Raw genomic sequence first — 22,837 nt, forward strand, 5'->3', positions numbered from 1 at the left:
TATGCGGGCCACTCCCAGTCGATAATAAAGTACCGACAAGCGTATGAGTCGCCGACGGAAAAAGCGGGCAATGAGTCAGGACGCGGCCCCCTCTCCGCAGAACGGACGGGTGCAGGTCGTCGGGACCGCCCACGTCTCAAAAGAGAGCGTGGCCGAGGTCGAAGAGACGATTCGGGCCGAGCGTCCGGACGTCGTCGCCGTCGAACTCGACGAGGGGCGCTATCGGCAGATGAGAGGTGGTACCCCGGACGACATCGAGCCGAGCGACCTCCTCTCGGGCAACACCGTGTTTCAGTTCATCGCCTACTGGATGCTCTCATATGTTCAGGCCCAGTTGGGCGAGAAGTTCGACATCTCGCCGGGCGCCGACATGCTCGCCGCAGTCGACACCGCGGAGGAGGAGGGAATCGACGTCGCCCTGGTCGACCGAGACATCCAGACCACCATCCAGCGCTTCTGGGCGCGGATGTCCGTCGTCGAGAAGTTCCGCATGGCCGGCGGCCTCGCCTTCGGCGTCTCCGACGCCCGCGCCGTCGGCGTCGTGGTCGGTCTCCTGGCCGGGGTGCTCGTCGGACCGCTCGTCGGCCTCTTCGGGGGCTCGCTCGGTATCACCCCGTTCGTACTCGGTCGCGTGACCGGCGGGGTGATCCTCGCCGTCGCCGCTGGACTGGCGCTCCAGACGCTCGCGGAGGGCTTTACCGACGGCGACGACGCGCTGGTCGTCGGACTCGGTGGGGGCCTCGCCGTCGGCCTCGTCGGCGGCGTCGGCCTCGGCCTGGCGGCCCCGCTGGTCGACCGCCTGAGCCCCTTCCTCGTCAGCGCCGTCGGGAGCCTCGCCATCGGCATCGCCGTCGGCGTCACCGCTGGCGGCCTCTGTGGACTCGTCGCGTACCGTCTCGGCCTCGGCACGTACGAGGACGTCGAGGAGTTCGACGTCGAAGACCTCACCGACGCCGACGTGGTGAGCGTGATGATGGAGGAGTTCCGCGCCTTCTCGCCGGGCGGCGCGGAGGCGCTCATCGACGAGCGCGACGCGTACATCGCCCACCAGTTGGTGGCGCTCCGGCAGAACGGCGCACACGTCGTCGCCGTCGTCGGCGCGGGCCACCGCGCCGGCATCGAGTCGTATCTCGAACGCCCGGAGACGCTCCCGCCGATGGAGTCGCTCGTCGGCGTGCCGCAGAAGCGGGGAATCCCGTGGGGCAAGATTGTCGGCGTCGGCCTCTCGGTCGTCTTCGTCGGCTTCTTCGTCCTCCTGGCGATGGCCGGGGTGCGCAACGGCTTCCTCCTCCGGGTGTTCGCCGCGTGGTTCCTCATCAACGGCCTCTTCGCCGCCGCGGGGGCCAAACTGGCTGGCGCGCGGTGGCTTTCGGCGGCCGTCGGCGGTGCGGTCGCGTGGCTCACCTCCGTCAACCCGTTACTCGCGCCGGGATGGTTCACGGGGTACATGGAACTGCGACACGCTCCCGTGAACGTGGCCGACATCGGCCGACTCAACGAACTCCTCGCGGACGAGACGCGTTCGATTCGGGAGATAGTCTCCGACATGTTCGACGTCCCGCTGTTCCGACTCATCATGATCGTCGCCCTGACGAACATCGGCAGCATCGTCGCGAGCCTCCTGTTCGTCGCGTACGTCCTGCCGCTGTTCGCGGCCGACCTGGGAGGTGTCGACGCCGTCACCCGACTGATGCTCGACGGGGCGGCTAACAGCGCCGACCTCCTCTGGAGGGCCGTCTCGTGAGCGTGGGAGACGCCCTGACCTTCTCGGACCGCGAACTCCGTGACCTCGCGCTCGCGTGGGTCGCACTCGGCGTGGCGTTCGCCGTCTTCTTCGCCGGGGGCGGTGGCGGCCTCGTGGCGCTGCTCTCTCGGGGGGCTTCGCCGCCGCCGTCGTCGTGAGCCTCCTGACTGCGGGACTGGGATTCCTCCTCCACGAACTCGCTCACAAGGTGGTCGCCGTCCGCTTCGGTCAGGTCGCGGAGTTCCGCGCCGACTACGGCATGCTCTTTCTCGCCGTCGTGAGCGCGCTCGCCGGCTTCATCTTCGCCGCACCCGGCGCCGTCTACCACCGCGGCGTCTTATCAGACAAAGAACACGGCCTCATCGCGCTGGCCGGTCCCGCGGTGAACCTCGCGCTCGCCGTCGTGTTCGTCCCCGTCTTCCTCGCCGGAGCCCTCGCCGGCAGCGGCTTCCTCGAACTCGTCGGCTCCAGGGGCGTGGCGATAAACCTCTTCCTCGCGGCGTTCAACATGCTGCCGTTCGGCGCGCTCGACGGCCGGACCGTGCTGGACTGGAGTACGGTCGTGTTCGTCGCCGTGTTCGTGCCGAGCGTGCTCGTCACCGTCCTCGTCGTGTTCGTGTTCGGCGTGGGCTTCGGCGGCTGACCCGTCGCAGTGGGGGTGACGTGTTCGCCGTCATTCCCGTCGCGTCCGACGCCACCGCTCGGCGAGCACTCCGGCGCCAAGCGCCACGAGGAACCCGACGACGGTGAGGCCCGGCCTGTCACCCGCGAACGCGAGGGCCGTCGCGAAGAACGACTCCTGTCGGCCGTAGTAGACCAGTCCGCCGGTCGCCGCGTAGAAGCCGACCGTTCCGACCGCGGTGAAGACGCCGAATCGCGCCGGGCTCATCCCAGCGAACCCGGCCGGTATCGAGATGACGGAGCGGAGCACGGGGAAGAATCGCCCCCACAGCACCGACGATTGACCCCACCGACGGAACCACACGCGCGACCGCTCGACCCGCCCCTCGGAGACGTGGACGTACCGTTCCAGCCAGGTCCACTCGCCGACGTCCGCCCGGGAACTCACCGCGAACGGGACGAACGCGCCGACCGTACCGCCCACGCCGGCGGCGGCGACGAAGACGAGAAACGAGGCGAGGTCCGTGACGAGGAGCACCGCGGCGGCCGGGACGATGACCTCGCTCGGCAGGAACGGAAAGAGCATCGACGTCTCGCAGAAGACGAACAGACACAGCGCCAGCGGGCCGTACAGACGAATGATGTCGAGAGCGGTCGTCGTGAGGTCCATCGAGGGTCGGTGTCGGTGTAGCGCCTTCGACGCGGAGTGATAAACACCCGTTGCTCCGCTCGCGGCCACACCGTGCTTATATGTCCGCCCCCGACCCACGAGGAGCCATGACCGGCGACGCCGAAGACCCGAACGACGAAGTCCAGTACCACGTCGAACTCGCCCCCGGCGACACCGCCGGGCCCGTCCTCCTCCCGGGGAACCCAGAGCGCGTCGACGTCATCACCGACCTCTGGGACGACTTCGAAGAGCAGGCGTACCACCGCGAATACCGCACCGCCACCGGCACCTACGACGGTGCGCCCATCACGGTCACCTCGACGGGAATCGGCTCACCCTCCACCGCTATCGCCGTCGAGGAACTCGCTCGCGTCGGTGCGGACACGTTCATCCGCGTGGGCTCGTGCGGCGCGATTCAACCGGGCATGGACGTCGGTGACCTCGTCATCACGTCGGGGGCGGTCCGACAGGAGGGGACGAGCCACGAGTACGTCCGCGGTGACTACCCGGCCGTCGCGTCTCACGAGGTGGTCTCGGCGCTCGTCGCCGCCGCCGAACGCCTCGACTACGACTACCACGTCGGGCTGACGATGAGCGCCGACGCGTTCTACGCCGGCCAGGGCCGCGAAGGGTTCGAGGGGTTCGTCGCCGCGGGGTCGGAGACGCTCGTCGACGAGTTACAGGAGGCGAACGTCGCCAATATCGAGATGGAGGCCTCGGCGATTCTCACCCTCGCGAACCTCTACGGTCTCCGCGCGGGTGCGGTCTGTTCGGTGTTCGCCAACAGAGTGACCGGAGAGTTCCAGACCGAAGGGGAGTCGAAGGCGTCAGAGACGGCGAGTCTCGCCGTGTCGCTCCTCGCGCGGATGGACGAGGTAAAACGCGAGGCAGGTGTGAACGAGTGGCACGCTGGACTGTCGATATAGGCTCACTAACGGTCGTTCGTGAGGGATTTCGCCATCGTTTCAACATCCCTTTATCGGATGAATCCCCACCACGACACAGTCATGAGTACGCAGGTTATGGTCCTCGGTTCGGGCTACGCCGGGACAGGTGCGGTGCAGCGCCTCGAGAACGAACTCGACGGTGACGCGGACATCACGTGGGTGTCGGAACACGACTACCACCTCGTCCTCCACGAGGTCCACCGCTGCATCAGCACTCCGAGCGCCGAGTCGAAGGTCGCGATTCCCATCGACGAGGTGAAGTCGCCGTCGACGGAGTTCGTCAAGGGCCGCGTCACCGACGTCGACGTCGACGAACGAACCGTCGCGCTCGAAGACGGCACCGAACTCGGCTACGACTACCTCCTCGTCGCCCTCGGCAGCACGACCGCCTTCTACGGTATCGAGGGACTCGAAGAGTACTCGCTCGAACTGAAGGGCCTCGACGACGCCCGCGAGATCAACCAGCAGGTGACGGAGGCCGCCGAGGCCGCGACGCCGACCGAGCCTGCGAGCGTCGTCGTCGGCGGTGCGGGGCTCTCCGGCATCCAGTCAGCCGGCGAAATCGCGGAGTTCCGCGACGAACACGACGCCCCCCTCGACCTCCACCTCGTGGAGGGTCTCGACCAGGTGCTCCCGAACATGGACCCCGAACTCCAGGGCGCGCTGCGTCGCCGTCTCGAAGAGCGCGGTATCAACATCATGTGCGGCGAGTTCGTCTCGAAGGTCGACGAGGAGACCATCTACATCGGCGGCGGCGAGGACACCGAGCCCGAGGAGCTCCCCTACGACGTCTTCATCTGGACCGGGGGTATCACGGGCCAGCCCGAGATGGCCGCCTGCGAGGTCGACAAGGACGAGCGATCGAACCGCGTCCACGCCGGCTCCGACTTCCAGACGTCGGACGACCGTGTGTTCGCCGTCGGTGACTCGGCACTCGTCGAGCAGGGTCCCGACGCCATCGCGCCGCCGACGGCACAGGCCGCCTGGCAGGCTGCCGATGTCGCCGGCGAGAACGTCGCCCGCGCCGTCCGCGGTCAGCCGCTGAAGACGTGGACCCACGACGACAAGGGGACCGTCGTCTCCGTCGGCGAGGACGCTGTCGCCCACGACGTCGATGGCGTGCCCATCAACGTGTTCGGTGGGGCGCCCGCCCGCGTGCTGAAGAAAGCCATCGCCGCCCGCTGGATCGCCGACGTGTCCAGCGTCTCCCGTGCGATCGACTCGTGGAGCGACATGTGACGGTCGCTCGGCAACGACCGCAGACACGTCCGAACCGGTGACGACCGGCCGGCTCGGCGGCCGCTGATCTCCCTCCCCCCAACCGCTCTCTCCAATCGTCGACTACTCCTCCTTCCCGCGACACGTCAGCGACGGCGGCCGATTCTCAAACTTGGGGCCAGCACGGTAACGTTCTTCCGCACACACCTCGCTCAGTCAACAAACGGTGATGAGGCTCCGAACCAAGCTCATCGTGGTCCTCGTGATTCTGGCGCTGGTCCTTGGTACGAGCCTGTACGGTGGGCTCGAACTCTACAAGGAGCAAGCGACGGCGCGCGAGCACGACAGAGCAGAGGAGACGGCGGCTGTCGTCGCGGCGCAGATCGATGCGACCGTCGAGGAGCGACGCGACTTCGTCGGCTTCGCCGCCTCACGGCCCGACGCGTCGTCGTTCGACCGGGCCGACCGCTTCGCCCGGGGCTTCGTCAACGACTCTCGGTTCTACGCGGCGCAGGTCGTCGCGGCCAACGGGACCGTCGTCGCGTTCAGCGGCGACGTCACCGCGGAGTCCCGCGAGCGGACGATCGGATCGGACGTCGGTGACGAACCGTACGTGCGGGAGGCGCTCGCCGGGCGAATCTACGTTTCGGACCCCGAGTACGCCTCGACGGGAGAGTACGTCGCGGTCATCAGTGCACCGATCGTCGACGACGGGGAGACGGTCGGCGTGCTGGCGGCGGCGGTGTACATCGACACGAGCACGCTCCTCACGCCGCTTCAGCCGCTCCCCTCGGAGCATCGTGCGGTCACCGTGCTCGCGGGGAACGAGACCCTGTATCGGGCGGGCCCCACGTTCGAGCGGACCATCTCCGGAGCGGCGCGCGTCGAAGCCACCGGCTGGACGGTCCGAATCACGCGCGACCGGACGAGCCTCGACGCCCTACTCAACGAGGTCAGGGTGGCACAGACACTGGGGTTGATTCTCGTCCTCGGCATCGTGAGCGTGGTCGGCGGCTGGCAGTACCGGACGACTGTCACACAGATGAACCGGCTCAAGCGCGCGTTCGACGCCGCCGGCAGCGGTCGGTACGACCACGACCTCTCGCTGTCCGGCGGCGACGAGTGGCGTGACATCGCGGACGGCTTCGACGACCTGCTCCGTGAACTGTCCGAACGCGAACGCATCCTCGAACGACGGAGACAGCGACTCGACGTACTCAACCGCGTCCTCCGACACAATCTCCGCAACGACCTCGGCGTGGTCCTCGGATACGCGGACATGATCCGGAAGGGTGAGGCGAGTGACCCACGGAACCTCGCCGAGATCATCCACAAACGGGCTAGCACCCTCGTCGAACTCGGCCAGTCGGCCAGGGAGACCCAGGACCTGATGGCGGACGTCACCGAACCCGAACCCGTCAACGTGGGGCGGATACTCCTCGACACCGTCGACGGCCTCTCGACGGAGTTCCCCGCCGTTCGGTTCGAGACGGACGTGCCGATTCCGGCGTACGCGTCCGCGATTTCGGGCATCGACACCGCGCTCCGGAACGTCTGCGAGAACGCGTGTGAGTACAACGACGCCGAGACGGCGTGTGTCGACGTCTCGCTCACGTTCCTCGGCGACGACCGCCTCCGCATCACCGTCGCCGACAACGGCCCGGGAATCCCCTTGTACGAGATCGACGTGCTCAAGCGTGGGCACGAGACGGCGCTCGACCACGGCAGCGGTCTCGGTCTCTGGCTCGTCCAGTGGGTCGTCGACGGGTCCGACGGCCACCTCTCCGTCGAGCAGGCCGAGCCGCGAGGGACCGTCGTGACGATCGAACTCGATACGGCCTCGTCCCCGTACGACCACCCCGACCGCTGACCAGTCGGCCGTTTCTGAGGGAAACGCGCCGTATTCTCCGTGATCCACCGCCGAGGTCCACTTCGACGTCCACCGCCCTCTCACCGCTGCGACGACGAGACGGACGGCGGTCTGTCGGGGTGAGAAACGGAACCGAGGGGACGAAAACGAGGATGAAGAGTGGTCAGTCGGTGCGTCGACGGGCGACCGCGAGCAGGGAGACGATGAGGACAGCGACGAACGCGACGCCGGCAGCGGACAGGGGGACGCCCCCGGCACGGACGGTGTCGAGCGCGGTGAGCGACCCGGGCGTGCTGGTCGAGCGCTGGGTCGTCTCGTCCGCGTACGCCTCACGGTTGCTTTCGGCCTCGACGTTCTCGACCGTCACCTCACCCGCGACGAGACCGTTGACGCGGACCTCGTACGTTCCCGCCATGTCGAGCGCTCGCTCGAAGGTGAAACGGCGCTCCCCGCCTGCGGCGACGCTCACTTCCTGGCTGTCGACGATGATGTCGTCGAGGATGAGGTCAGCGTGGAAGCGCCCGCTCGCGCTCCCGAGGTTCGACACCGTGACGTACACGTCGATGGTGTCGCCCTCGGTGATCTTCTCGACGCTGACCGTCGCGCCGTCGAGCTTGAACTTCGGTCGCTTCGCCCCGGCGGCGAACTCCGACAGCCCCGGCGACAGCGCCTCGAAGACGACGCCCTCCGCCGTCACGTTCAGCACCTCGGTCGGAAGCTCGGTCCACTCGCCGTCGTGGTACCGGTAGAGCGCGACGTTCTCCGGGGCCGTCTCCATCTCCGCGAGTCGCTCCTGTGAGAGCCTGAACGTGAAGGAGACGTTCTCGATGTCGGCGTCGGAGACCGAGTGGTTCACGCGCAGGTGCGCCAGCGACTCCGTGCCGTTGACGCCCTCGAACGCGGGCGTCGTGTCGAGCGGGTCGGTTGCCGTCGTGACGTTCATCGTGAAGTCGGAGTCGTTGGTGACGGTGACGTCGAGTCGGTCGACCGACATCGACTGGTTCGACGCGGCGTCCTCCCCGTCAGTCCCGCTTGCGTTCCCAGTCGTCGGCTCCGACAACACGAGCGAGATGGGACGACCGGTCGTGACGTTGCTCACCGTGAAGTCGACCGACGGAGCGGCCTTCCCGTTCGACCCGGAGGCGTTCCCGGCGGTCCGCGAGATGACGGTGCCGTGCGTGGTTACGACGACGTCGCCGCCTTTGCCTCTGGCCTTGCCCTCGTTTCCGTTCTCGTCTTTCTCTTCGTCCTTGCCTTTCGCCTTACCTTCGTCCTTACCTTTGTTTTCCGTGTTCTCGTTCTTCCCCTTCGCTTTCCCCTTGCTTTCCGTGTCCTCGTCTTCGCTCTCGTTCTTCGCGTCGGAGTTGGAGTTAGAACTGCCGTTCCCGTTCGACTCGGAGCCGTCGTTCCCGTTCGAGTTCGAGTTGCTGCTTCCGTCCGACTCGGAGCCGTCGTTCCCGTCCGACTCGGAGCCGTCGTTCCCGTCCGACTCGGAGCCGTCGTTCCCGTCCGACTCGGAGTCGCTGCCCTCGTCCGACTCGGAGTCGCTGCCCCCGTCCGAATCGGAGTCGCTACCCCCGTCCGAATCGGAGTCGCTACCCCCGTCCGAATCGGAGTCGCTACCCCCGTCCGAATCGGAGTCGCTACCCCCGTCCGAGTCGGAGTTGGAGCTGTCGTCCTCATTCGAGCCCGAGTTTCCGTTCCCGTTCCCGTTGCTCTTCCCATCCCCGCGATCACTGTCCTCGTCATCGCTCTCTTCTCCTTGGTCTCGCAGGCCACTGTCGCCTGCGGGCTGAACGCCGACCGACTCGACGACGGACTGGTCGACCGCGAGCGAAGTCGTCTCCGCCGACACGTCACCCGACGCCGACGCGTGTGCCCCGACGGTCATCATCGTCGCGGCGGGTGCGAACGCGACGACCATCGTTATCATAACGGTTAATCTCAGATATGACATGAGATATCACCCCTCTCCCGACCGTATTCCCCCAATGTAGCGAACATACTCTTATATTGAATATTCTCTAAAGAGATAATAAACTTTCTCAATCGTGCTGACGTGTCCGGCGCTACGCGGGCGAGCGGCAGTGAGAAGAACGAGAAGAGTTGGCAGGACTCCCTGCGGTCGACAGCGACGACCAGGCGTCCTCAGTGGGACGGTTCGCCGACCGGTGCTTCCATCCCGTCGATCTGCAGGATGAGGATGTTGTTCGTGTCGTCCTTGCCGTCGACGGTCCCGCGGATGACGAGCTTCGACAGGGGCGTCGGACCGACTCGGATGCTGTCGCCCTCGTGGAAGTCACGGACCGAGCCCTGCACGTGAATCTCGGCGCGGCACAGTTCGGGGTGGTGAACGCTGGAGAGGTCGATTTCGTCGACGTTGACGCCTTCGACCTGCTCGTCGTTGTGGAACAGGGGAACCGACGCCGGCTCGTCCATCTGGTCGACGTCGAGCGCCTCGTACGCGTTCGCGGTCGGTTTGTAGCCACCTTTCGGCCCCGGTACGCCCTCGACCAACTGGAGCGCTTTCAGGCTCTGCATCTGGTTGCGGATCGTTCCCGGGTTACGGTTCACTTCCTCGGCGATGTCTTCGCCTTTCACCGCGCTCTCGGACTCCCGGTAGAGGTTGATGAGTGCAGTCAGAATGGTCTTCTGACTCGACGTAAGCTCGATTGATGACATAGTGAGTACTTCGTGGGTGGCCTCCTTAAATTCGATGGATAGACTAGCACGGACTCGGCTCGACACCGCTGCTGTGCCCTTTTTTCACATACCACATCCCTGGTTGCATCTCTCTCGGGTCGTCCACGACGCTCCGGCGACCGCAACGGCTTTTTGATGACTCGCTCACGGTTCGTGCATGCCACGTCGTGTCCGAATCCTCGGTGCGCCGACCGACTACGGGGCCAACCGTCGCGGGGTCGACATGGGACCGTCCGCCATCAGATACGCCGACCTCGCGTCCGAACTCGAAGTCGCCGGCGTCGTCCCTCTCGACGAGGGTGACCTCCCCGTCCCGCGGATGGAAGAGCGCGACCCCGACACCGAGGAGCCACCGGCGGGCACGGCGCAGTTCCTCCGCGAGACCCGAGAGGTGTGCACCGCCCTCGCCGACCGTGTCGCCGAGAGCATCGACGCGGGCGCGACCCCGCTCGCGCTCGGCGGCGACCACTCCATCGCCATCGGGTCGCTCGCCGGGTCGGCACGCGACGCGCGGATCGGCGCCATCTGGTTCGACGCGCACGGCGACATGAACACCCCGACCACCTCACCGAGCGGAAACGTCCACGGCATGCCGCTCGCGGCCGCGCTCGGCATCGGCGACTTCTCCGAGGGCGCGTACGACTGGGCGAACGCGCTCGGCCTCGACGACTCGAACGTCGCCATCGTCGGCCTCCGGTCGCTCGACGGCGACGAACGCGACGCCATCCGCGACTCGGATGTGACGGCGTTCACCATGTCCGCTATCGACGAACGCGGCATCGCGAGCGTGGTCGCGGACGCGCTCGACGTCGCCACCGACGGAACCGACGGCATCCACGTCTCGCTCGACCTCGACTGGCTCGACCCGACGGTCGCACCAGGGGTGGGAACGCCCGTCCGCGGCGGCGTCACCTACCGCGAGGCACACCTCGCGATGGAGGCCGTCGCACGGAGCGGCGACCTCCGGTCGATGGAACTCGTCGAGGTCAATCCCGTCCTCGACCAGCACAACGAGACGGCCGCTCTCGCGGTCGAACTCGCGGCGAGCGCGTTCGGAAAGCGGGTGCTGTGAGACGGGAGCCGCTGTCAACCATCCGGTCGGCTGTGAGTCGGTGAAAGCGTTCGGCACCCCGGGACGCCGGAACCCTCACACGGACGCGGTCGACAGTATCAGTTCGGTACCGACCGCACGAAGTCGTGCGGTCGGAGCGAGACCCGGACCGGTCACCTGTTGCGGGACGACGGGTCGAACACGCGGACCGCCTCGGTCGTGACGACCACCGGGTGCTCCCAGAGCACCATCGATATCCGGACGTTCCCGCCGGCCGTCCGCGCGCGACGTTTGCACTTCCGTGCCATCTCCTTTTCCGCCCTCCACCTGTACGAACCCTGTGCGTCTCATCCATCTGTTCGTTCCGGACGACCGGAGCCAAGCGGTGTACGACACGCTCGACGACCTCGGTATCGACTACGCGACGAGCGGTTCGAGCGCGGCACAGGCCGACCGCACGCTCGTCCAGTTCCCGCTGCCGACGAACGCCGTCGAACCCGTCCTCTCGGAACTCGACGCCGCCGGCGTCGACACCGACGCCTACACCGTCATCGACACCGCCGAGACCGCGATGACGCCCGGACTCGAAGGGCTCCGACGGGAGTACTCGCAGGATTACACCCCGCTCGCCCCGTTCTCGCTCCGGTCGAAGGCGCAGGACATGAGCCACGATACCCTCTCGTACGTCGTCCTCGTGCTCTTGAGCGCCGTCATCGCGGCGGCGGGCCTCCTCATCGACTCGCCCGCGGTCGTCGTCGGTTCGATGGTCATCGCGCCGCTCGTCGGTCCGATGCTCACCGCCGGTGTCGGAACCGTCACGGGCGATCGGGCGATGCTCACCGCGAGTCTCCGCCAGCAGGTCGTCGGCATCGCGGTGGGCATCGTCGGCGCCGCCGTCGTGACCGTCTCGTTCCGCGCACTCGGCATCGTCACCCCTCGCTCGACCCGATGTCGCTCGAACTCGTCACGCTCCGGATGGCGCCGGGGTTCGTCGCCCTGCTCATCGGTGTCGCGGGCGGCGCGGCGGCCGCGATCGGACTCACCACTAACGGACCGATCTCGATCATCGGCGTGATGATCGCCGCGGCGCTCGTTCCGGCGGCCGGCGTCGTCGGGATCGGCATCGCGTGGAGCGATCCCGTCCTCACGGTCGGTGCCCTCCTGCTCCTCGTCGCCACGCTCGTCGCCGTCAACGTGAGCATCGTGGCGACGCTTCTCCTCGTCGGTTACCGCTCCGACGCCTACTTCTTGATGCGGTCGCCGACCTGGGACCGCACGACCGTCGTCGCGGCGCTCCTTGTCGTCGCGGTACTCGTCGCGGCGGTCGCCGCGACCGGCGCGCAGATGCGGTACGAACGCGACGTGAACGCCGGCGTCGAGACGGTGCTCGACCGACCGGCCTACGACCGGGTCTTCCTCACAGGCGTCTCGACACCGTACACGAACCCGCTACTGTTCGACCGACCACACGAGGTGACGGTTACTGTCGAGCGCCCGGTCGGCCGGTCGTACCCGGAACTCTCCGACAGGCTGAAGACCGAACTCGAATCCCGAACCGGGTCGCCGGTCACGGTCCGCGTCAAACACGTCCCCTACACTAGCCCTGCCCGCGTGACCGACCCGTCGCGCGCAGTCGGTGTTCCGGTCGGCGCCGCGCGGGAGCGGGTCGTTCCGAGGTAGCCGGTCGATTCCCCGGTCAGAGCGGTGACGGGAAGAACAGCGGTGTGCGAACGCGGCCGGGAACACGGTCGAATCGCGTTCGATCCGAGGCCGAGAGTCGTCCCTCTCGTCTACTGTTCAGCGGCCGACTCGTCGCCATCTCCGTCCTTGTCCCCATCCCCGTCGTCGTCGCTCGCCTGCGCCACCGCGGCCGGGACGACCGAGACGGCGCCGACGGCGTCCCCGTCCTCGACGTCCATCACCGTCACGCCCTTGGTGTTTCGGCTGATGACGGAGAGGTCGTCGACGGCCGTCCGGATGATCTGGCCCTTCTCGCTCATCACGACGATGTGGTCGCCGCGACCGACGGTCTCGATGGTGCAGACGGGACCGTTTCTCCCCTCGGTCTTGATGTCGATGAGCCCCTTGCCGTTGCGTGACTGCTTGCGGTAGTCGGCGATCTTCGTCCGCTTGCCGTAGCCGTTCCGCGTGACGGTGAGCGTCCAGTCGTGGCGCCCCTCGTCGACGGCCGCGAGTCCGGCGACCCGGTCGCCCTCTCTGAGGTCGATACCGCCGACGCCGCGTGCGCTGCGTCCCATCGCGCGGACCTCCTCCTCGTCGAAGCGGATGCTCATCCCCCGTTCGGAAGAGACGATGAGGTCGTGTCTCCCGTCCGTTACCTCGACGTCGGCGAGTTCGTCGCCCTCTTCGAGGGTGATGGCTCGAATCCCGGTCGAGAGGATGTTCTGGAAGCGGTCGACGTTCGTCCGCTTGACTCTCCCGCCTCGGGTGACCATCGTCAGGAACTTCTCGTCACCCTCGTCATCGTCGTCGTTCACCTCCAGGTCGTCGCAGTTCACGACGGCCTGAATCTCCTCGCCCGCGTCGAGGTCGAGGTAGTTGACGAGCGCGCTCCCCCGGGTGTAGCGCGTCTCCGGCCGCGGGAGTTGGTACGTCTTCAGCTTGTACACCTGTCCGCGGTCGGTGAAGCAGAGCAGGTAGTCGTGGGTGTTGGCGACGAAGACGCTCGCGACCTTGTCACCCTGTTTCAGTTCGCTGCCGATGATACCCTTGCCGCCGCGGCGCTGGGCCCGGAACCACGACAGCGGCATCTGTTTCACGTAGTCGTCCTCGGTGACGACGACGACCACGTCCTCCTCGGGAACGAGGTCCTCTCGCGTTACTTCACCGTCGTTCTCGACGAAGTTCGTCCGGCGGTCGTCGCCGTACCGGTCCTTGATTTCGAGCAGTTCCTCCTCGATGACGCCGAGCAGTTCGGACTCGTCGCCCAGAATCGTCTCCAGGCGCTCGATGGTGGCTTGGACCTCCTCGTACTCGGTCTCGATGGCTTCCGTCTCCATCGACGTCAGCGAGCCGAGTTGCATCGAGACGATGTGGTCGACTTGCGCCTCGGAGAAGCCGTACGCTTCCCGAAGGGCCGCCTTCGCGCCGTCGCGGTCGTCGGCGTCGCGGATGATGTCGACCACGCTGTCGACGTGTTCGAGCGCCGTGAGCCGCCCTTCGAGGATGTGCGCGCGGTCTTCGGCCTCGGCGAGGTCGTACTCGGAGCGTCGGCGAACGACCTCCTTTCGGTGTTCGAGGTACTCGACGAGCGTCTGCTTGAGGTCCAACACCCTGGGCTCGCCGTCGACCAGGGCGAGGTTGATGACGCCGAACGTCGACTCCAGGTGCGAGGAGAGCAGGTGGTTCTTGACGAGTTGGGGGTCGGCGTTGCGCTTGAGTTCGATGACGACGCGGATGCCATCGCGGTCGGATTCGTCGCGGATGTCTCGAATCCCTTCGAGGGAGCCGTCGTTGACGTCGTCGGCGATGCGCTTGATGAGCCGCGCCTTGTTCTCCTGGTAGGGAAGTTCGTTGAGGACGATTCGCTCCTCGGTGACCTCGAAGTCCGCCCGAACGCGAATACGGCCGCGGCCCGTGGTGTACGCCTTGTGGACCGCGTTCTTGCCGACGATGTTCGCGCCCGTCGGGAAGTCCGGCCCCTTGACCGGGCCGTCGGAACCGTTGCCACGGCCGTCGCGGGTGTCGACGAGGTCCTCGACGCCGCAGTCGGGGTCGTCGATGAGTTTGACGGTGGCGTCGATGACTTCACCGAGGTTGTGTGGCGGGATGTTCGTCGACATCCCGACGGCGATACCCGACGAACCGTTGACGAGCAGGTTCGGGAACGCCGCCGGCAGGACGGTGGGTTCCTCCGTGCGGTCGTCGTAGTTCGACTGGAAGTCGACCGTGTCCTTCTCGATGTCCTCCAAGAGTTCCTCGGCGATAGACGACATCCGCGCCTCCGTGTATCGCATCGCCGCGGCGGGGTCGCCGTCGACGGAGCCGAAGTTCCCCTGCCCGTCCACGAGGGGATAGCGCATCGAGAAGTCCTGTGCCATCCTCGTCAAGGTGTCGTAGATGGCGGAGTCGCCGTGGGGGTGGTAGTCACCCATCGTCTCGCCGACGATGGAGGAGGACTTCCGGTGGGAGGAGCCCGAGGAGATGCCCGCCTGGTGCATCGCGTAGAGGATGCGCCGGTGGACCGGCTTCAGTCCGTCGCGGACGTCCGGCAGCGCCCTCCCCGCGATGACGGACATGGCGTAGTCGATGTACGACTGCTCCATCTCCTGCTCGATGCGAGCGTTCTCGACCTGTGCGGCGATCTTGGGATCGGAATCGGAACTCATCTCAGATGTCCACCCACTCGGCGTCCGTCGCGTGTTCCTTGATGAACTGCTTGCGCGGCTCGACCGCGTCGCCCATCAGCACGTTGAACATCCGGTCCGCGGCGGCGGCGTCGTCGACCGTGATCTGCTTCAGGACTCGGTTCTCGGGGTTCATCGTCGTCTCCCAGAGCTGGTCGGGGTTCATCTCGCCGAGGCCCTTGAAGCGCTGGACCTGCGTCGGGTTCCCGTTGCAGTTCTCCTCGACGATGCGGTCCCGTTCGGCCTCCGTCATCGCGTCGTACGTCTCTCCTCGGTACCGAACCCGATACAGCGGCGGTTTGGCGGCGTAGACGTACCCCGCCTCGATGAGCGGACGCATGTACCGGTAGAGGAGCGTCAGGAGGAGGGTCCGGATGTGCGCGCCGTCGACGTCGGCGTCCGTCATGATGATGACCCGGTGGTAGCGCGCGTCCTCGACGGAGAAGTCCTCGCCGACGCCCGCCCCGATGGCCGTGATGAGCGCGCGAATCTCCTCGTTCTCGAGGATGCGGTCGAGGCGGTGCTTCTCCACGTTCAGTATCTTCCCTCTGAGGGGGAGGATCGCCTGGAACGAGCGGTCACGTCCCTGTTTCGCGCTTCCCCCGGCGGAGTCGCCCTCGACGATGAACAGTTCCGATTCGCTCGGGTCGCGGTTCTGACAGTCGGCCAGTTTCCCCGGGAGCGCCGTCGATTCGAGCGCCGACTTCCGCCGGGTGAGTTCCTTGGCCTTCTTCGCGGCCATCCGTGCCTTCGCAGCCTCGACGGCCTTCATCACGATGGACTGGGCGACGTCGGGGTGTTCCTCGAAGTAGGTGCCGAGTTTGTCGTTCGTGACCGTCTCGGTGATGCCTCTGACTTCCGAGTTCCCGAGCTTCGTCTTCGTCTGCCCCTCGAACTGTGGGTCGGGATGTTTCACCGAGAGGACGGCCGTGAGTCCCTCGCGGACGTCCTCTCCCTTGAGGGTAGAGTCGAGGTCCGAGAGCATGTCGTGGCGCTCGGCGTAGTCGTTGACTGTCCGCGTGAGGGCCGTCTTGAACCCCGTCAGGTGGGTGCCGCCCTCGCGCGTGTTGATGTTGTTCGCGAAGGCGTGGATCGACGGCTGCACCTCGTCTGTCGCCTGGATCGCCACCTCGACGTGGATTCCCTCCTGTTCGTCCTCGTAGTAGATGATGTCGTCGTGGAGCGTCGTCTTGGTCTCGTTGATGTAGCCGACGAACGCCCTGATCCCGCCCTCGTACTCGAAGACGTCGGACTCGCCCGACGGTTCGTCCTCGATAGAGATGCGGACGCCGGAGTTGAGAAAGGCGAGTTCGCGGAGTCGGTTGGCGATGGTGTCGTAGTCGAAGTCGGTCGTCTCGAATATCTCGCCGTCGGGCCAGAAGCGGACCGTCGTGCCCGTCTCCTCGTCGGGCGCGAGGTCGCGGACCCGCTCGAAGGCCCCCTCCTCGGGGATGCCGTGGTCGAAGCGGTGTGTCCAGACGCCGCCGTCGCGTCTGACCTCCACTTCGAGCCACTTCGAGAGCGCGTTCACGACGGAGACGCCGACGCCGTGGAGCCCCCGGAGACGGAGTACGAGTCCTTGTTGAACTTCCCCCCGGCGTGGAGGACGGTCATCACGACCTCCACGGCCGGCCGGTCGTACTTCTTGTGGGTGTCGACCGGAATGCCGCGCCCGTTGTCCGTGACGCTCACCGAACCGTCATCGTGGAGGGTGACCTCGATGTCGTCACAGTAGCCCGCGAGCGCCTCGTCGATCGAGTTGTCGACGACCTCGTAGACCAGATGGTGGAGGCCCCGCGGCCCCGTCGAGCCGATGAACATCCCCGGTCGTTGTCGGACCGGTTCCAGATCCTCGAGAGCCTGGATCTGGTCGGCTCCGTATTCGGTTTCGCCTGACATAGAATCTGAACGTTGCTACGATTCGGTGTTGCTTAAACCCTCGCACGCGCGCGTGCGACTACATGAAGTAGCATTCGCAAGAACGAAAACGATGGCCGCGAACGGCCAAGATATCTTCGTCTTCTCCCGCTCGGGGTAACTCGGCGCGGCGGGATAACCCTGTCCCCGTGCGAGCCATCGGCTCCCCTGTACGCTACCCGGTACCACGTGCCAGGGTGCCGCGACGAACCGTCCGACGACTGGGCTCCGACGGTGTGTAACTCGCGATTTCACTTTCACCGTACCAGCGGAGAGTTCTTAACCGTCGGTACGGAACTGGTGGACAGACGATGACCTCGATACAGTCGACACTCGGCGAGGGAGACGAGGGTATCGCCGAGGAGCTGGCCAAGGGCCAGCGTGAGATCTCCATCGCCGAGTTCTTCGAGAAGAACAAGCACATGCTCGGGTTCGACTCGGGCGCCAGGGGGCTCGTCACCGCCGTCAAGGAGGCGGTCGACAACGCTCTCGACGCGACCGAGGAGGCCGGCATTCTGCCCGACATCTACGTCGAAATCAGGGAAGTGGACGACTACCTCCGGCTGGTGGTCGAGGACAACGGCCCCGGCATCACGAAAGAACAGGTCCCCAAGGTCTTCGGGAAGCTCCTCTACGGCTCTCGCTTCCACGCCCGCGAGCAGTCCCGCGGTCAGCAGGGGATCGGTATCTCCGCGGCGGTGCTGTACTCGCAGCTGACCTCGGGCAAACCCGCGAAGATCACCAGCCGAACGCAGGGCAAGCCGGAGGCACAGTACTTCGAACTCATCATCGATACGGACACGAACGAGCCCGAGATCAAAGAGTCCCGGGAGACCTCCTGGGACCGCTCGCACGGGACGCGCATCGAACTGGAGATGGAGGCGAACATGCGCGCCCGGGGGCAACTCCACGACTACATCCGCCACACGGCCGTCGTCAACCCCCACGCGCGCATCGAACTCCGCGAACCCGGGCTGGAAGAGCCGATGAAGTACGAGCGGGCGACCGATCAGCTCCCGGACCCGACCGAGGAGATTCGCCCCCATCCGCACGGTGTCGAACTCGGCACGCTGCGGAAGATGCTCGCCGCGACGGAGTCGTACTCCGCCTCGGGGTTCCTCCAGGAGGAGTTCACCCGGGTGGGCAAGAAGACCGCCGACAAGGTCATCGACAACTTCCGCGACCGTCACTTCGGGCGCGAACTGTCGTGGACGCCTCCCCAGGCTCACGACGGTGTCGACCTCACGAGCGTCGTCGAGGGGGCGGTCGCCAACAAGGGCGCCTCTGCGACGGCCGACTTCGCCCGCCGGGTCTCCGACGTGCTCTCGAACCGCGAGCGGGTCGCACACCACGAAGTGAGAGAGGTCGTCGCCACCTGTGCCGACGAGGTCGAGGCCGATTCCGGCACCCGGTTCGGGCCGACGGTGCGGGAGAACACGGTCGAGGCGCTCTGGGCGGCCGTGACCGGGCCCGGGGAGGAAGACGGTGACGACGTGGAGGACGACGCCGGATACGGGCGACTGACCGCGGACCTCTACGCCGTCGTCGACGGGGTCACTTCCACCCGGAAGGACGACGCGACGAAGCAGGGGATGGCCGAACGCCTCGCTCGAAACGTCTCGGGACTGGACGACGGTCGCCACCGTCTCACCCACCGCGCCCTCGCCGACCTGGTGAACGGTGCCGCGGACGACACCGTCGAGTACGACGAGGTCACGTTCGGCGAGACGGCCCGAGAGAACGTGATCGAGGCGCTCTGGTCGAGTGCTCGGACCGTCCCGGACGACCCCCCGAAGGTGAAGGAGATAGTCGACGACCGCGACTGCGCGCGGGCCCTGCTGGAGGCGATGCGGGAGACGGACATCCTCGCGCCCCCGACGACGTGCCTGTCGCCCATCTCAGCGGACCTCATCGAGGCCGGCCTCCGCGAGGTGTTCGACGCCGACTTCTACGCCGCCGCGACGAGGGACGCCGAGGTCCACGCCGGCGACCCGTTCGTCGTCGAGGCGGGCATCGCCTACGGGGGCGACCTCGCCTCCGAAGGCTCTGTCGACCTCCTGCGCTTCGCCAACCGCGTGCCCCTCGTCTACCAGCAGGGCGCCTGCGCCATCACGGGCGTCGTCAAGAACATCGGCTGGCGCAACTACGGCCTGGACCAGCCCGGCGGTTCCGGCATCCCGAACGGCCCCGCGGTCATCGCGGTCCACGTCGCCTCGACGAACGTCCCCTTCACCAGCGAGTCGAAGGACGCCGTCGCCAACGTCCCGGCCATCGAGGACGAGGTGGAACTGGCCATCCGAGAGGCCGCTCGCGAACTCAAATCGTACCTCAACCGCCGGCGGTCGATGCAGAAGCGCCGCAAGAAGCAGGAGGTCCTGGGGAAAATCCTCCCCGAGATGGCCGACAAGCTCTCGGAGGTGACTGGCCGAGAGCGCCCGAACATCGACGGTGCGCTCGCTCGGATCATGAACAACGTCAGCGTCGAGCGCGTGGTCGAGGGTGACACCGTGACCCTCGTCGTCGAGAACTACTCCGGGCGGAGCGAACAGCCCGAGATAACCGACATCCTCGCCGCCGAACCCTCGGGCGTCAACGGCGACGCCCAGGTGGTCGACCTCGACGGCGAGTGGTTCGTGAAGTGGTCCCCGTCGGTCCCGGCGGGCGAGACAGCGGAGTTGAGCTACACGCTCCCCGCAGACACCGACTTCGACATCGCCGTCGACGGCGTCGAGGCGGAGAAACTCACCATCAATACGTAAATGTCCCAGACGAAACTCAAAGACGACCTGGCGCGCGAGCGCCTCATCGACCTCGCGGCGGAGTTCTACGACCAGTTCGAGGGCGGGGAGGTCCCCGAGATGACGCTCCCCACCCGGACGAAGAGCAACATCGAGTACGACGAGGAGTCGAAGGTGTGGAAGTACGGCGACCGCACCTCGTCGCGCTCGGCGAACTCGGTGCGCGGCGCCCGAAAGCTGCTCAAAGCGGCGTACACCATCGAGTTCCTCGCCCGCCAACTCGACGAGGGACGCTCGTCGACCCTGCGTGAGCTGTACTACCTCTCCGAGTCGTGGGACTCCGAGGAGGCGCACTTCTCCGACCAGGACGAGTCCAACCAACTGGTCGAGGACCTCGAAATCGTCTCGCACGTCACCCGCGAGGACTTCCACATGCGGCCCGAGGAGTCGGGCGCGACGCTGATGGGGCCGCTGAAGCTCAGAGAACAGACCCGCCGCGGCGAGCGCGAGATCCACTGCCAGGAGGACGTCGGCGAGGGCGGGTATCAGATCCCGAACAACCCCGACACCATCGAGTTCCTCGAACACGACATCGACTTCGTCCTCTGCGTGGAGACCGGCGGGATGCGCGACCGACTGGTCGAGAACGGCTTCGACGATGCGTACAACGTGCTGGTCGTGCACCTCAAGGGTCAGCCCGCGCGGGCGACTCGCCGCATCACCAAGCGCCTTCACGACGAACTCGATGTCCCCGTGGTGGTCTTTACCGACGGCGACCCCTGGAGCTACCGCATCTTCGGTTCCGTCGCGTACGGGTCGATCAAGTCCGCGCACCTCTCGGAGTACCTCGCCACCCCCGAGGCCGAGTTCATCGGCATCCAGCCGCAGGACATCGTCGACTACGACCTCCCGACCGACCCGCTCTCGGACTCCGACATAAACGCCCTCCAGTCCGAACTCGACGACCCGCGGTTCATGACCGACTACTGGGAGGAACAGATCGAACTCCAACTCGACATCGGAAAGAAGGCCGAACAGCAGGCGCTCGCCTCCCGCGGGCTGGACTTCGTGACGGATACGTACCTCCCCGAACGGCTCGACGCGATGGGCGTCATCTGAAGCCGTCGCGTCTCCCGTGTGGTGGTTCGGCCGTCCGTTCGACGTCTCTATCGTCAGGGACTCGGACCGTCGACTCCCCGGGAGTCGGCACGACGACGCGCTGAACGGAGCGCGCGTGCGCACCGCGTCCGGAACCCCAGTCGTTATGCCGGACCACTGCACATCTCGACTCGACTGACATGTACCTCCCCCTGCAGTACCGGGCCGAAGGGGCTGGGAGCCTCGGTGAGTTCTTCGTGGTCCTCCTCTTCTGGGTCGGTCTCTTCGTCGGCGTCCTCGCTCTCGGCAGGTTGTTCGGGAGACTCGTCTGACGCCCTCCCACGTCGAAGTCCAGCCGAACCCGTGAGCCGATACTGTCGGCCCCCGAGCGCGCCCCCGACGGTCGGCACACCTCGACTCACAGACAGCTTAATCGTCTCGGGGCGCTTCTGTGTACCATGGTGCGTGGTAACGTCACACTCGAAACCGACCCGGGTCGGATCAAGGCGCTCCCGGACGTCGCAGAACAGATACTCCGAGTGTACTGGTGGCTTCGAAAGACCGTCTTCACCCACGAGAAGAGCGAGAACCCCTACCTCGTGGTCGAGATGACGAAGGGGGAGGCTCAGGAGTTCTTCGGCGGGCGCCACTTCGAGCCGGGGTGGGAGATGTCGTACAGCTTCCGCGGCGAGATTCTGAACCTCCGGCGCGTCGAGTGGGCGCACGTCCCGGAGTACCCCGACCTGCCCTGGTGGCAGGTCCACATCCGAGGATACCGCCACGACGACCCGCCGGGACTCGAACTGACCGCACACTTCGAGGCCGAACCCGCCGAGCATCCGAAGGAACATCTCGACCACCTGGGTATCGACGTCCCCCGGGGGAACGCGGTGATGCAGCGTATCCTCGACGAGGCCGGAATCGCGTACACGACCTCTCCCGACTGGCCGGACGAACCGCCGGTCGTTCCCGACGAGACATCGTGGGCGAGCGACGCCGAGGAAGACACCGATACGGGCGCTGACACTGACCCCGGAGGCGCCGAAGGGGTCGACGTCGAAGTCGAGTGAGGCTACTCGTCCAGCACGACGGGCACGCCGCGCTTGGCCACGTCGCTCGCGAACGCCCCCGAGTCGGCTTCGAGGAAGTCGCGCGTGTTGTAGTGGATGGGGAGGACGAGGTCAGGGTCGAGCGCCTCGGCGAGGTCGGCCGCGTCGTGGCGGTCCATGCAGACCGACCCCGAGATGTTGGCGAGGAAGAGCGAGACTTCGAGACGAGCGAAGGCGTCGTGGGCGTCCGAATCGCCGGGCCAGAACACCGTCGTGCCGTCGAGCGAGAGGAGGTACCCACAGCCCTCCCCTCGCGGGTGGAGGACGGAGCCGTCGTCCCGGGTGTAGGGGCCGTCCGGGTCGTTGTACGCCGCGACGGTCCAGACGTCGACTCCGTCCGAAACGGCCCGGTGGTCGTCGTCGGTGACGCGAACGACGTCGTACGGGAGGTCCTCGGGCGAGACGACGTCGCGGTCGATGTCCTCGGCGTCGACCGCTTCGTGGACGAGTACCGTCGCGTCCTCGCTCGCGACCCGTTCGACGCCGTCGGAGTCGTAGTGGTGGCCGTGGGTGACACACACGAGGTCCGCGTCGCGGGCGTGGTAGTCGGTCGGTTCTGGGTGGGCCGCCTCGGCTGCGGGCGAGTCGCCCGTCCACTCGCCGGTGAGGACGCCGTACCGGCCGGGGTCGAGGTAGACGACGAAGCCGTCGGGCGTCTCGATGCGAGCCGTCGCGTAGCCGAACCAGTCGATGGAGAGGCCGTCGTGGCGAACGGTCATGTGTGGTTCGAGGACGGGCGGCGTCTTAACCCACGGGGTCGCGTCCGACGGCGCGCGCGACTCGG

At 66.6% G+C, this 22,837-nt stretch carries 17 protein-coding genes and 2 pseudogenes; 12 read left to right on the forward strand and 7 right to left on the reverse strand.

The features are described from left to right. Positions 1–70: 70 nt before the first annotated feature. Both C2R22_RS09510 and C2R22_RS09515 read left to right on the forward strand, forming a co-directional pair. Entirely contained in the window at positions 71–1,744 is a 1,674-nt protein-coding gene (locus C2R22_RS09510) for a TraB/GumN family protein (protein ID WP_103425543.1), read from the forward strand. Then, positions 1,741–2,387: pseudogene (locus C2R22_RS09515) on the forward strand (metalloprotease). The gene C2R22_RS09510 and the pseudogene C2R22_RS09515 overlap by 4 nt, the downstream one beginning before the upstream one ends. Before the next feature lie 30 nt (positions 2,388–2,417). Here C2R22_RS09515 and C2R22_RS09520 read toward each other — a convergent pair. Beyond that, on the reverse strand, positions 2,418–3,035 hold the full coding sequence (locus C2R22_RS09520) for a DedA family protein (RefSeq protein WP_103425544.1): 618 nt from the start codon (positions 3,033–3,035) through the stop codon (positions 2,418–2,420). Between the two features lie 107 nt (positions 3,036–3,142). On the opposite strand from C2R22_RS09520, the gene C2R22_RS09525 reads away from it, so the two are divergent. From C2R22_RS09525 to C2R22_RS09535, 3 genes are all read left to right on the forward strand, one after another. Beyond that, positions 3,143–3,961, forward strand: coding sequence for a nucleoside phosphorylase (locus C2R22_RS09525; protein WP_103425545.1), 819 nt, complete (start codon positions 3,143–3,145; stop codon positions 3,959–3,961). Between the two features lie 81 nt (positions 3,962–4,042). Next, positions 4,043–5,221 (forward strand): NAD(P)/FAD-dependent oxidoreductase, encoded by a 1,179-nt coding sequence (locus C2R22_RS09530; RefSeq protein ID WP_103425546.1) that lies wholly within the window; start codon positions 4,043–4,045, stop codon positions 5,219–5,221. 208 nt (positions 5,222–5,429) lie between these two features. Beyond that, positions 5,430–7,070: a sensor histidine kinase gene (locus tag C2R22_RS09535; protein ID WP_103425547.1), complete on the forward strand. Its 1,641-nt coding sequence runs from the start codon at positions 5,430–5,432 to the stop codon at positions 7,068–7,070. A 163-nt stretch (positions 7,071–7,233) separates the two neighbouring features. Here the strand turns inward: C2R22_RS09535 and C2R22_RS09540 are convergent, their stop codons facing one another. Further along, positions 7,234–8,994, reverse strand: a complete 1,761-nt coding sequence (locus C2R22_RS09540) for a PGF-pre-PGF domain-containing protein (protein WP_103425548.1) — start codon at positions 8,992–8,994, stop codon at positions 7,234–7,236. A gap of 224 nt (positions 8,995–9,218) precedes the next feature. After that, the gene (locus tag C2R22_RS09545; RefSeq protein WP_103425549.1) at positions 9,219–9,752 is read right to left on the reverse strand and encodes an Rrf2 family transcriptional regulator; all 534 of its coding nucleotides are present in this window, start codon (positions 9,750–9,752) and stop codon (positions 9,219–9,221) included. Between the two features lie 178 nt (positions 9,753–9,930). On the opposite strand from C2R22_RS09545, the gene rocF reads away from it, so the two are divergent. Further along, entirely contained in the window at positions 9,931–10,845 is a 915-nt protein-coding gene (rocF, locus tag C2R22_RS09550) for an arginase (protein ID WP_103425550.1), read from the forward strand. A gap of 152 nt (positions 10,846–10,997) precedes the next feature. Here the strand turns inward: rocF and C2R22_RS26915 are convergent, their stop codons facing one another. Continuing rightward, positions 10,998–11,132 carry a hypothetical protein gene (locus tag C2R22_RS26915; RefSeq protein WP_281259280.1) on the reverse strand — a complete coding sequence of 45 codons (135 nt, stop codon included), beginning with the start codon at positions 11,130–11,132 and terminating at the stop codon, positions 10,998–11,000. Positions 11,133–11,164: 32 nt separating this feature from the next. Between C2R22_RS26915 and C2R22_RS26920 the strand changes: the two genes are divergently transcribed. Together C2R22_RS26920 and C2R22_RS09560 are read left to right on the forward strand one after the other, a co-directional pair. Next, the gene (locus C2R22_RS26920) at positions 11,165–11,899 is read left to right on the forward strand and encodes a DUF389 domain-containing protein (protein ID WP_103425551.1); all 735 of its coding nucleotides are present in this window, start codon (positions 11,165–11,167) and stop codon (positions 11,897–11,899) included. Further along, positions 11,800–12,504 carry a DUF389 domain-containing protein gene (locus C2R22_RS09560; protein WP_162562440.1) on the forward strand — a complete coding sequence of 235 codons (705 nt, stop codon included), beginning with the start codon at positions 11,800–11,802 and terminating at the stop codon, positions 12,502–12,504. Before C2R22_RS26920 ends, C2R22_RS09560 begins: the two co-directional genes overlap by 100 nt. Positions 12,505–12,614: 110 nt before the next feature. Here C2R22_RS09560 and gyrA read toward each other — a convergent pair whose 3' ends face one another. Next, entirely contained in the window at positions 12,615–15,173 is a 2,559-nt protein-coding gene (gene gyrA / locus C2R22_RS09565; RefSeq protein WP_103425553.1) for a DNA gyrase subunit A, read from the reverse strand. 1 nt (position 15,174) lies between these two features. Continuing rightward, a pseudogene (gyrB, locus tag C2R22_RS09570) lies at positions 15,175–17,090 on the reverse strand (DNA topoisomerase (ATP-hydrolyzing) subunit B). Between the two features lie 329 nt (positions 17,091–17,419). Between gyrB and C2R22_RS09575 the strand changes: the two are divergent. The 4 genes from C2R22_RS09575 to C2R22_RS09585 all read left to right on the forward strand — a co-directional run bounded on the left by C2R22_RS09575 (position 17,420) and on the right by C2R22_RS09585 (position 22,014). Further along, positions 17,420–19,867 carry a DNA topoisomerase VI subunit B gene (locus C2R22_RS09575; RefSeq protein ID WP_103425554.1) on the forward strand — a complete coding sequence of 816 codons (2,448 nt, stop codon included), beginning with the start codon at positions 17,420–17,422 and terminating at the stop codon, positions 19,865–19,867. After that, positions 19,868–20,965, forward strand: coding sequence for a DNA topoisomerase IV subunit A (locus tag C2R22_RS09580; protein ID WP_103425555.1), 1,098 nt, complete (start codon positions 19,868–19,870; stop codon positions 20,963–20,965). Between the two features lie 179 nt (positions 20,966–21,144). Next, the gene (locus C2R22_RS26925; protein WP_281259281.1) at positions 21,145–21,276 is read left to right on the forward strand and encodes a hypothetical protein; all 132 of its coding nucleotides are present in this window, start codon (positions 21,145–21,147) and stop codon (positions 21,274–21,276) included. A gap of 126 nt (positions 21,277–21,402) precedes the next feature. Continuing rightward, entirely contained in the window at positions 21,403–22,014 is a 612-nt protein-coding gene (locus tag C2R22_RS09585) for a hypothetical protein (RefSeq protein ID WP_103425556.1), read from the forward strand. 2 nt (positions 22,015–22,016) lie between these two features. On the opposite strand, the gene C2R22_RS09590 is transcribed toward C2R22_RS09585, so the two are convergent. Then, complete coding sequence (locus C2R22_RS09590; RefSeq protein ID WP_103425557.1) at positions 22,017–22,772, reverse strand: MBL fold metallo-hydrolase; 756 nt, start codon at positions 22,770–22,772, stop codon at positions 22,017–22,019. Positions 22,773–22,837 lie beyond the last annotated feature (65 nt).

The organism is Salinigranum rubrum (genome assembly GCF_002906575.1).
Classification (GTDB): Archaea; Halobacteriota; Halobacteria; order Halobacteriales; family Haloferacaceae; genus Salinigranum; species Salinigranum rubrum.

Coding starts and splice junctions, on each gene's coding strand:
- C2R22_RS09510 (WP_103425543.1), top strand. CDS start 71: ATGAGTCAGGACGCGGCCCCCTCTCCGCAGAACGGACGGGTGCAGGTC.
- C2R22_RS09520 (WP_103425544.1), bottom strand. CDS start 3,035: ATGGACCTCACGACGACCGCTCTCGACATCATTCGTCTGTACGGCCCG.
- C2R22_RS09525 (WP_103425545.1), top strand. CDS start 3,143: ATGACCGGCGACGCCGAAGACCCGAACGACGAAGTCCAGTACCACGTC.
- C2R22_RS09530 (WP_103425546.1), top strand. CDS start 4,043: ATGAGTACGCAGGTTATGGTCCTCGGTTCGGGCTACGCCGGGACAGGT.
- C2R22_RS09535 (WP_103425547.1), top strand. CDS start 5,430: ATGAGGCTCCGAACCAAGCTCATCGTGGTCCTCGTGATTCTGGCGCTG.
- C2R22_RS09540 (WP_103425548.1), bottom strand. CDS start 8,994: ATGGTCGTCGCGTTCGCACCCGCCGCGACGATGATGACCGTCGGGGCA.
- C2R22_RS09545 (WP_103425549.1), bottom strand. CDS start 9,752: ATGTCATCAATCGAGCTTACGTCGAGTCAGAAGACCATTCTGACTGCA.
- rocF (WP_103425550.1), top strand. CDS start 9,931: ATGCCACGTCGTGTCCGAATCCTCGGTGCGCCGACCGACTACGGGGCC.
- C2R22_RS26915 (WP_281259280.1), bottom strand. CDS start 11,132: ATGGCACGGAAGTGCAAACGTCGCGCGCGGACGGCCGGCGGGAACGTC.
- C2R22_RS09560 (WP_162562440.1), top strand. CDS start 11,800: ATGGCGCCGGGGTTCGTCGCCCTGCTCATCGGTGTCGCGGGCGGCGCG.
- gyrA (WP_103425553.1), bottom strand. CDS start 15,173: ATGAGTTCCGATTCCGATCCCAAGATCGCCGCACAGGTCGAGAACGCT.
- C2R22_RS09575 (WP_103425554.1), top strand. CDS start 17,420: ATGACCTCGATACAGTCGACACTCGGCGAGGGAGACGAGGGTATCGCC.
- C2R22_RS09580 (WP_103425555.1), top strand. CDS start 19,868: ATGTCCCAGACGAAACTCAAAGACGACCTGGCGCGCGAGCGCCTCATC.
- C2R22_RS26925 (WP_281259281.1), top strand. CDS start 21,145: ATGTACCTCCCCCTGCAGTACCGGGCCGAAGGGGCTGGGAGCCTCGGT.
- C2R22_RS09585 (WP_103425556.1), top strand. CDS start 21,403: ATGGTGCGTGGTAACGTCACACTCGAAACCGACCCGGGTCGGATCAAG.
- C2R22_RS09590 (WP_103425557.1), bottom strand. CDS start 22,772: ATGACCGTTCGCCACGACGGCCTCTCCATCGACTGGTTCGGCTACGCG.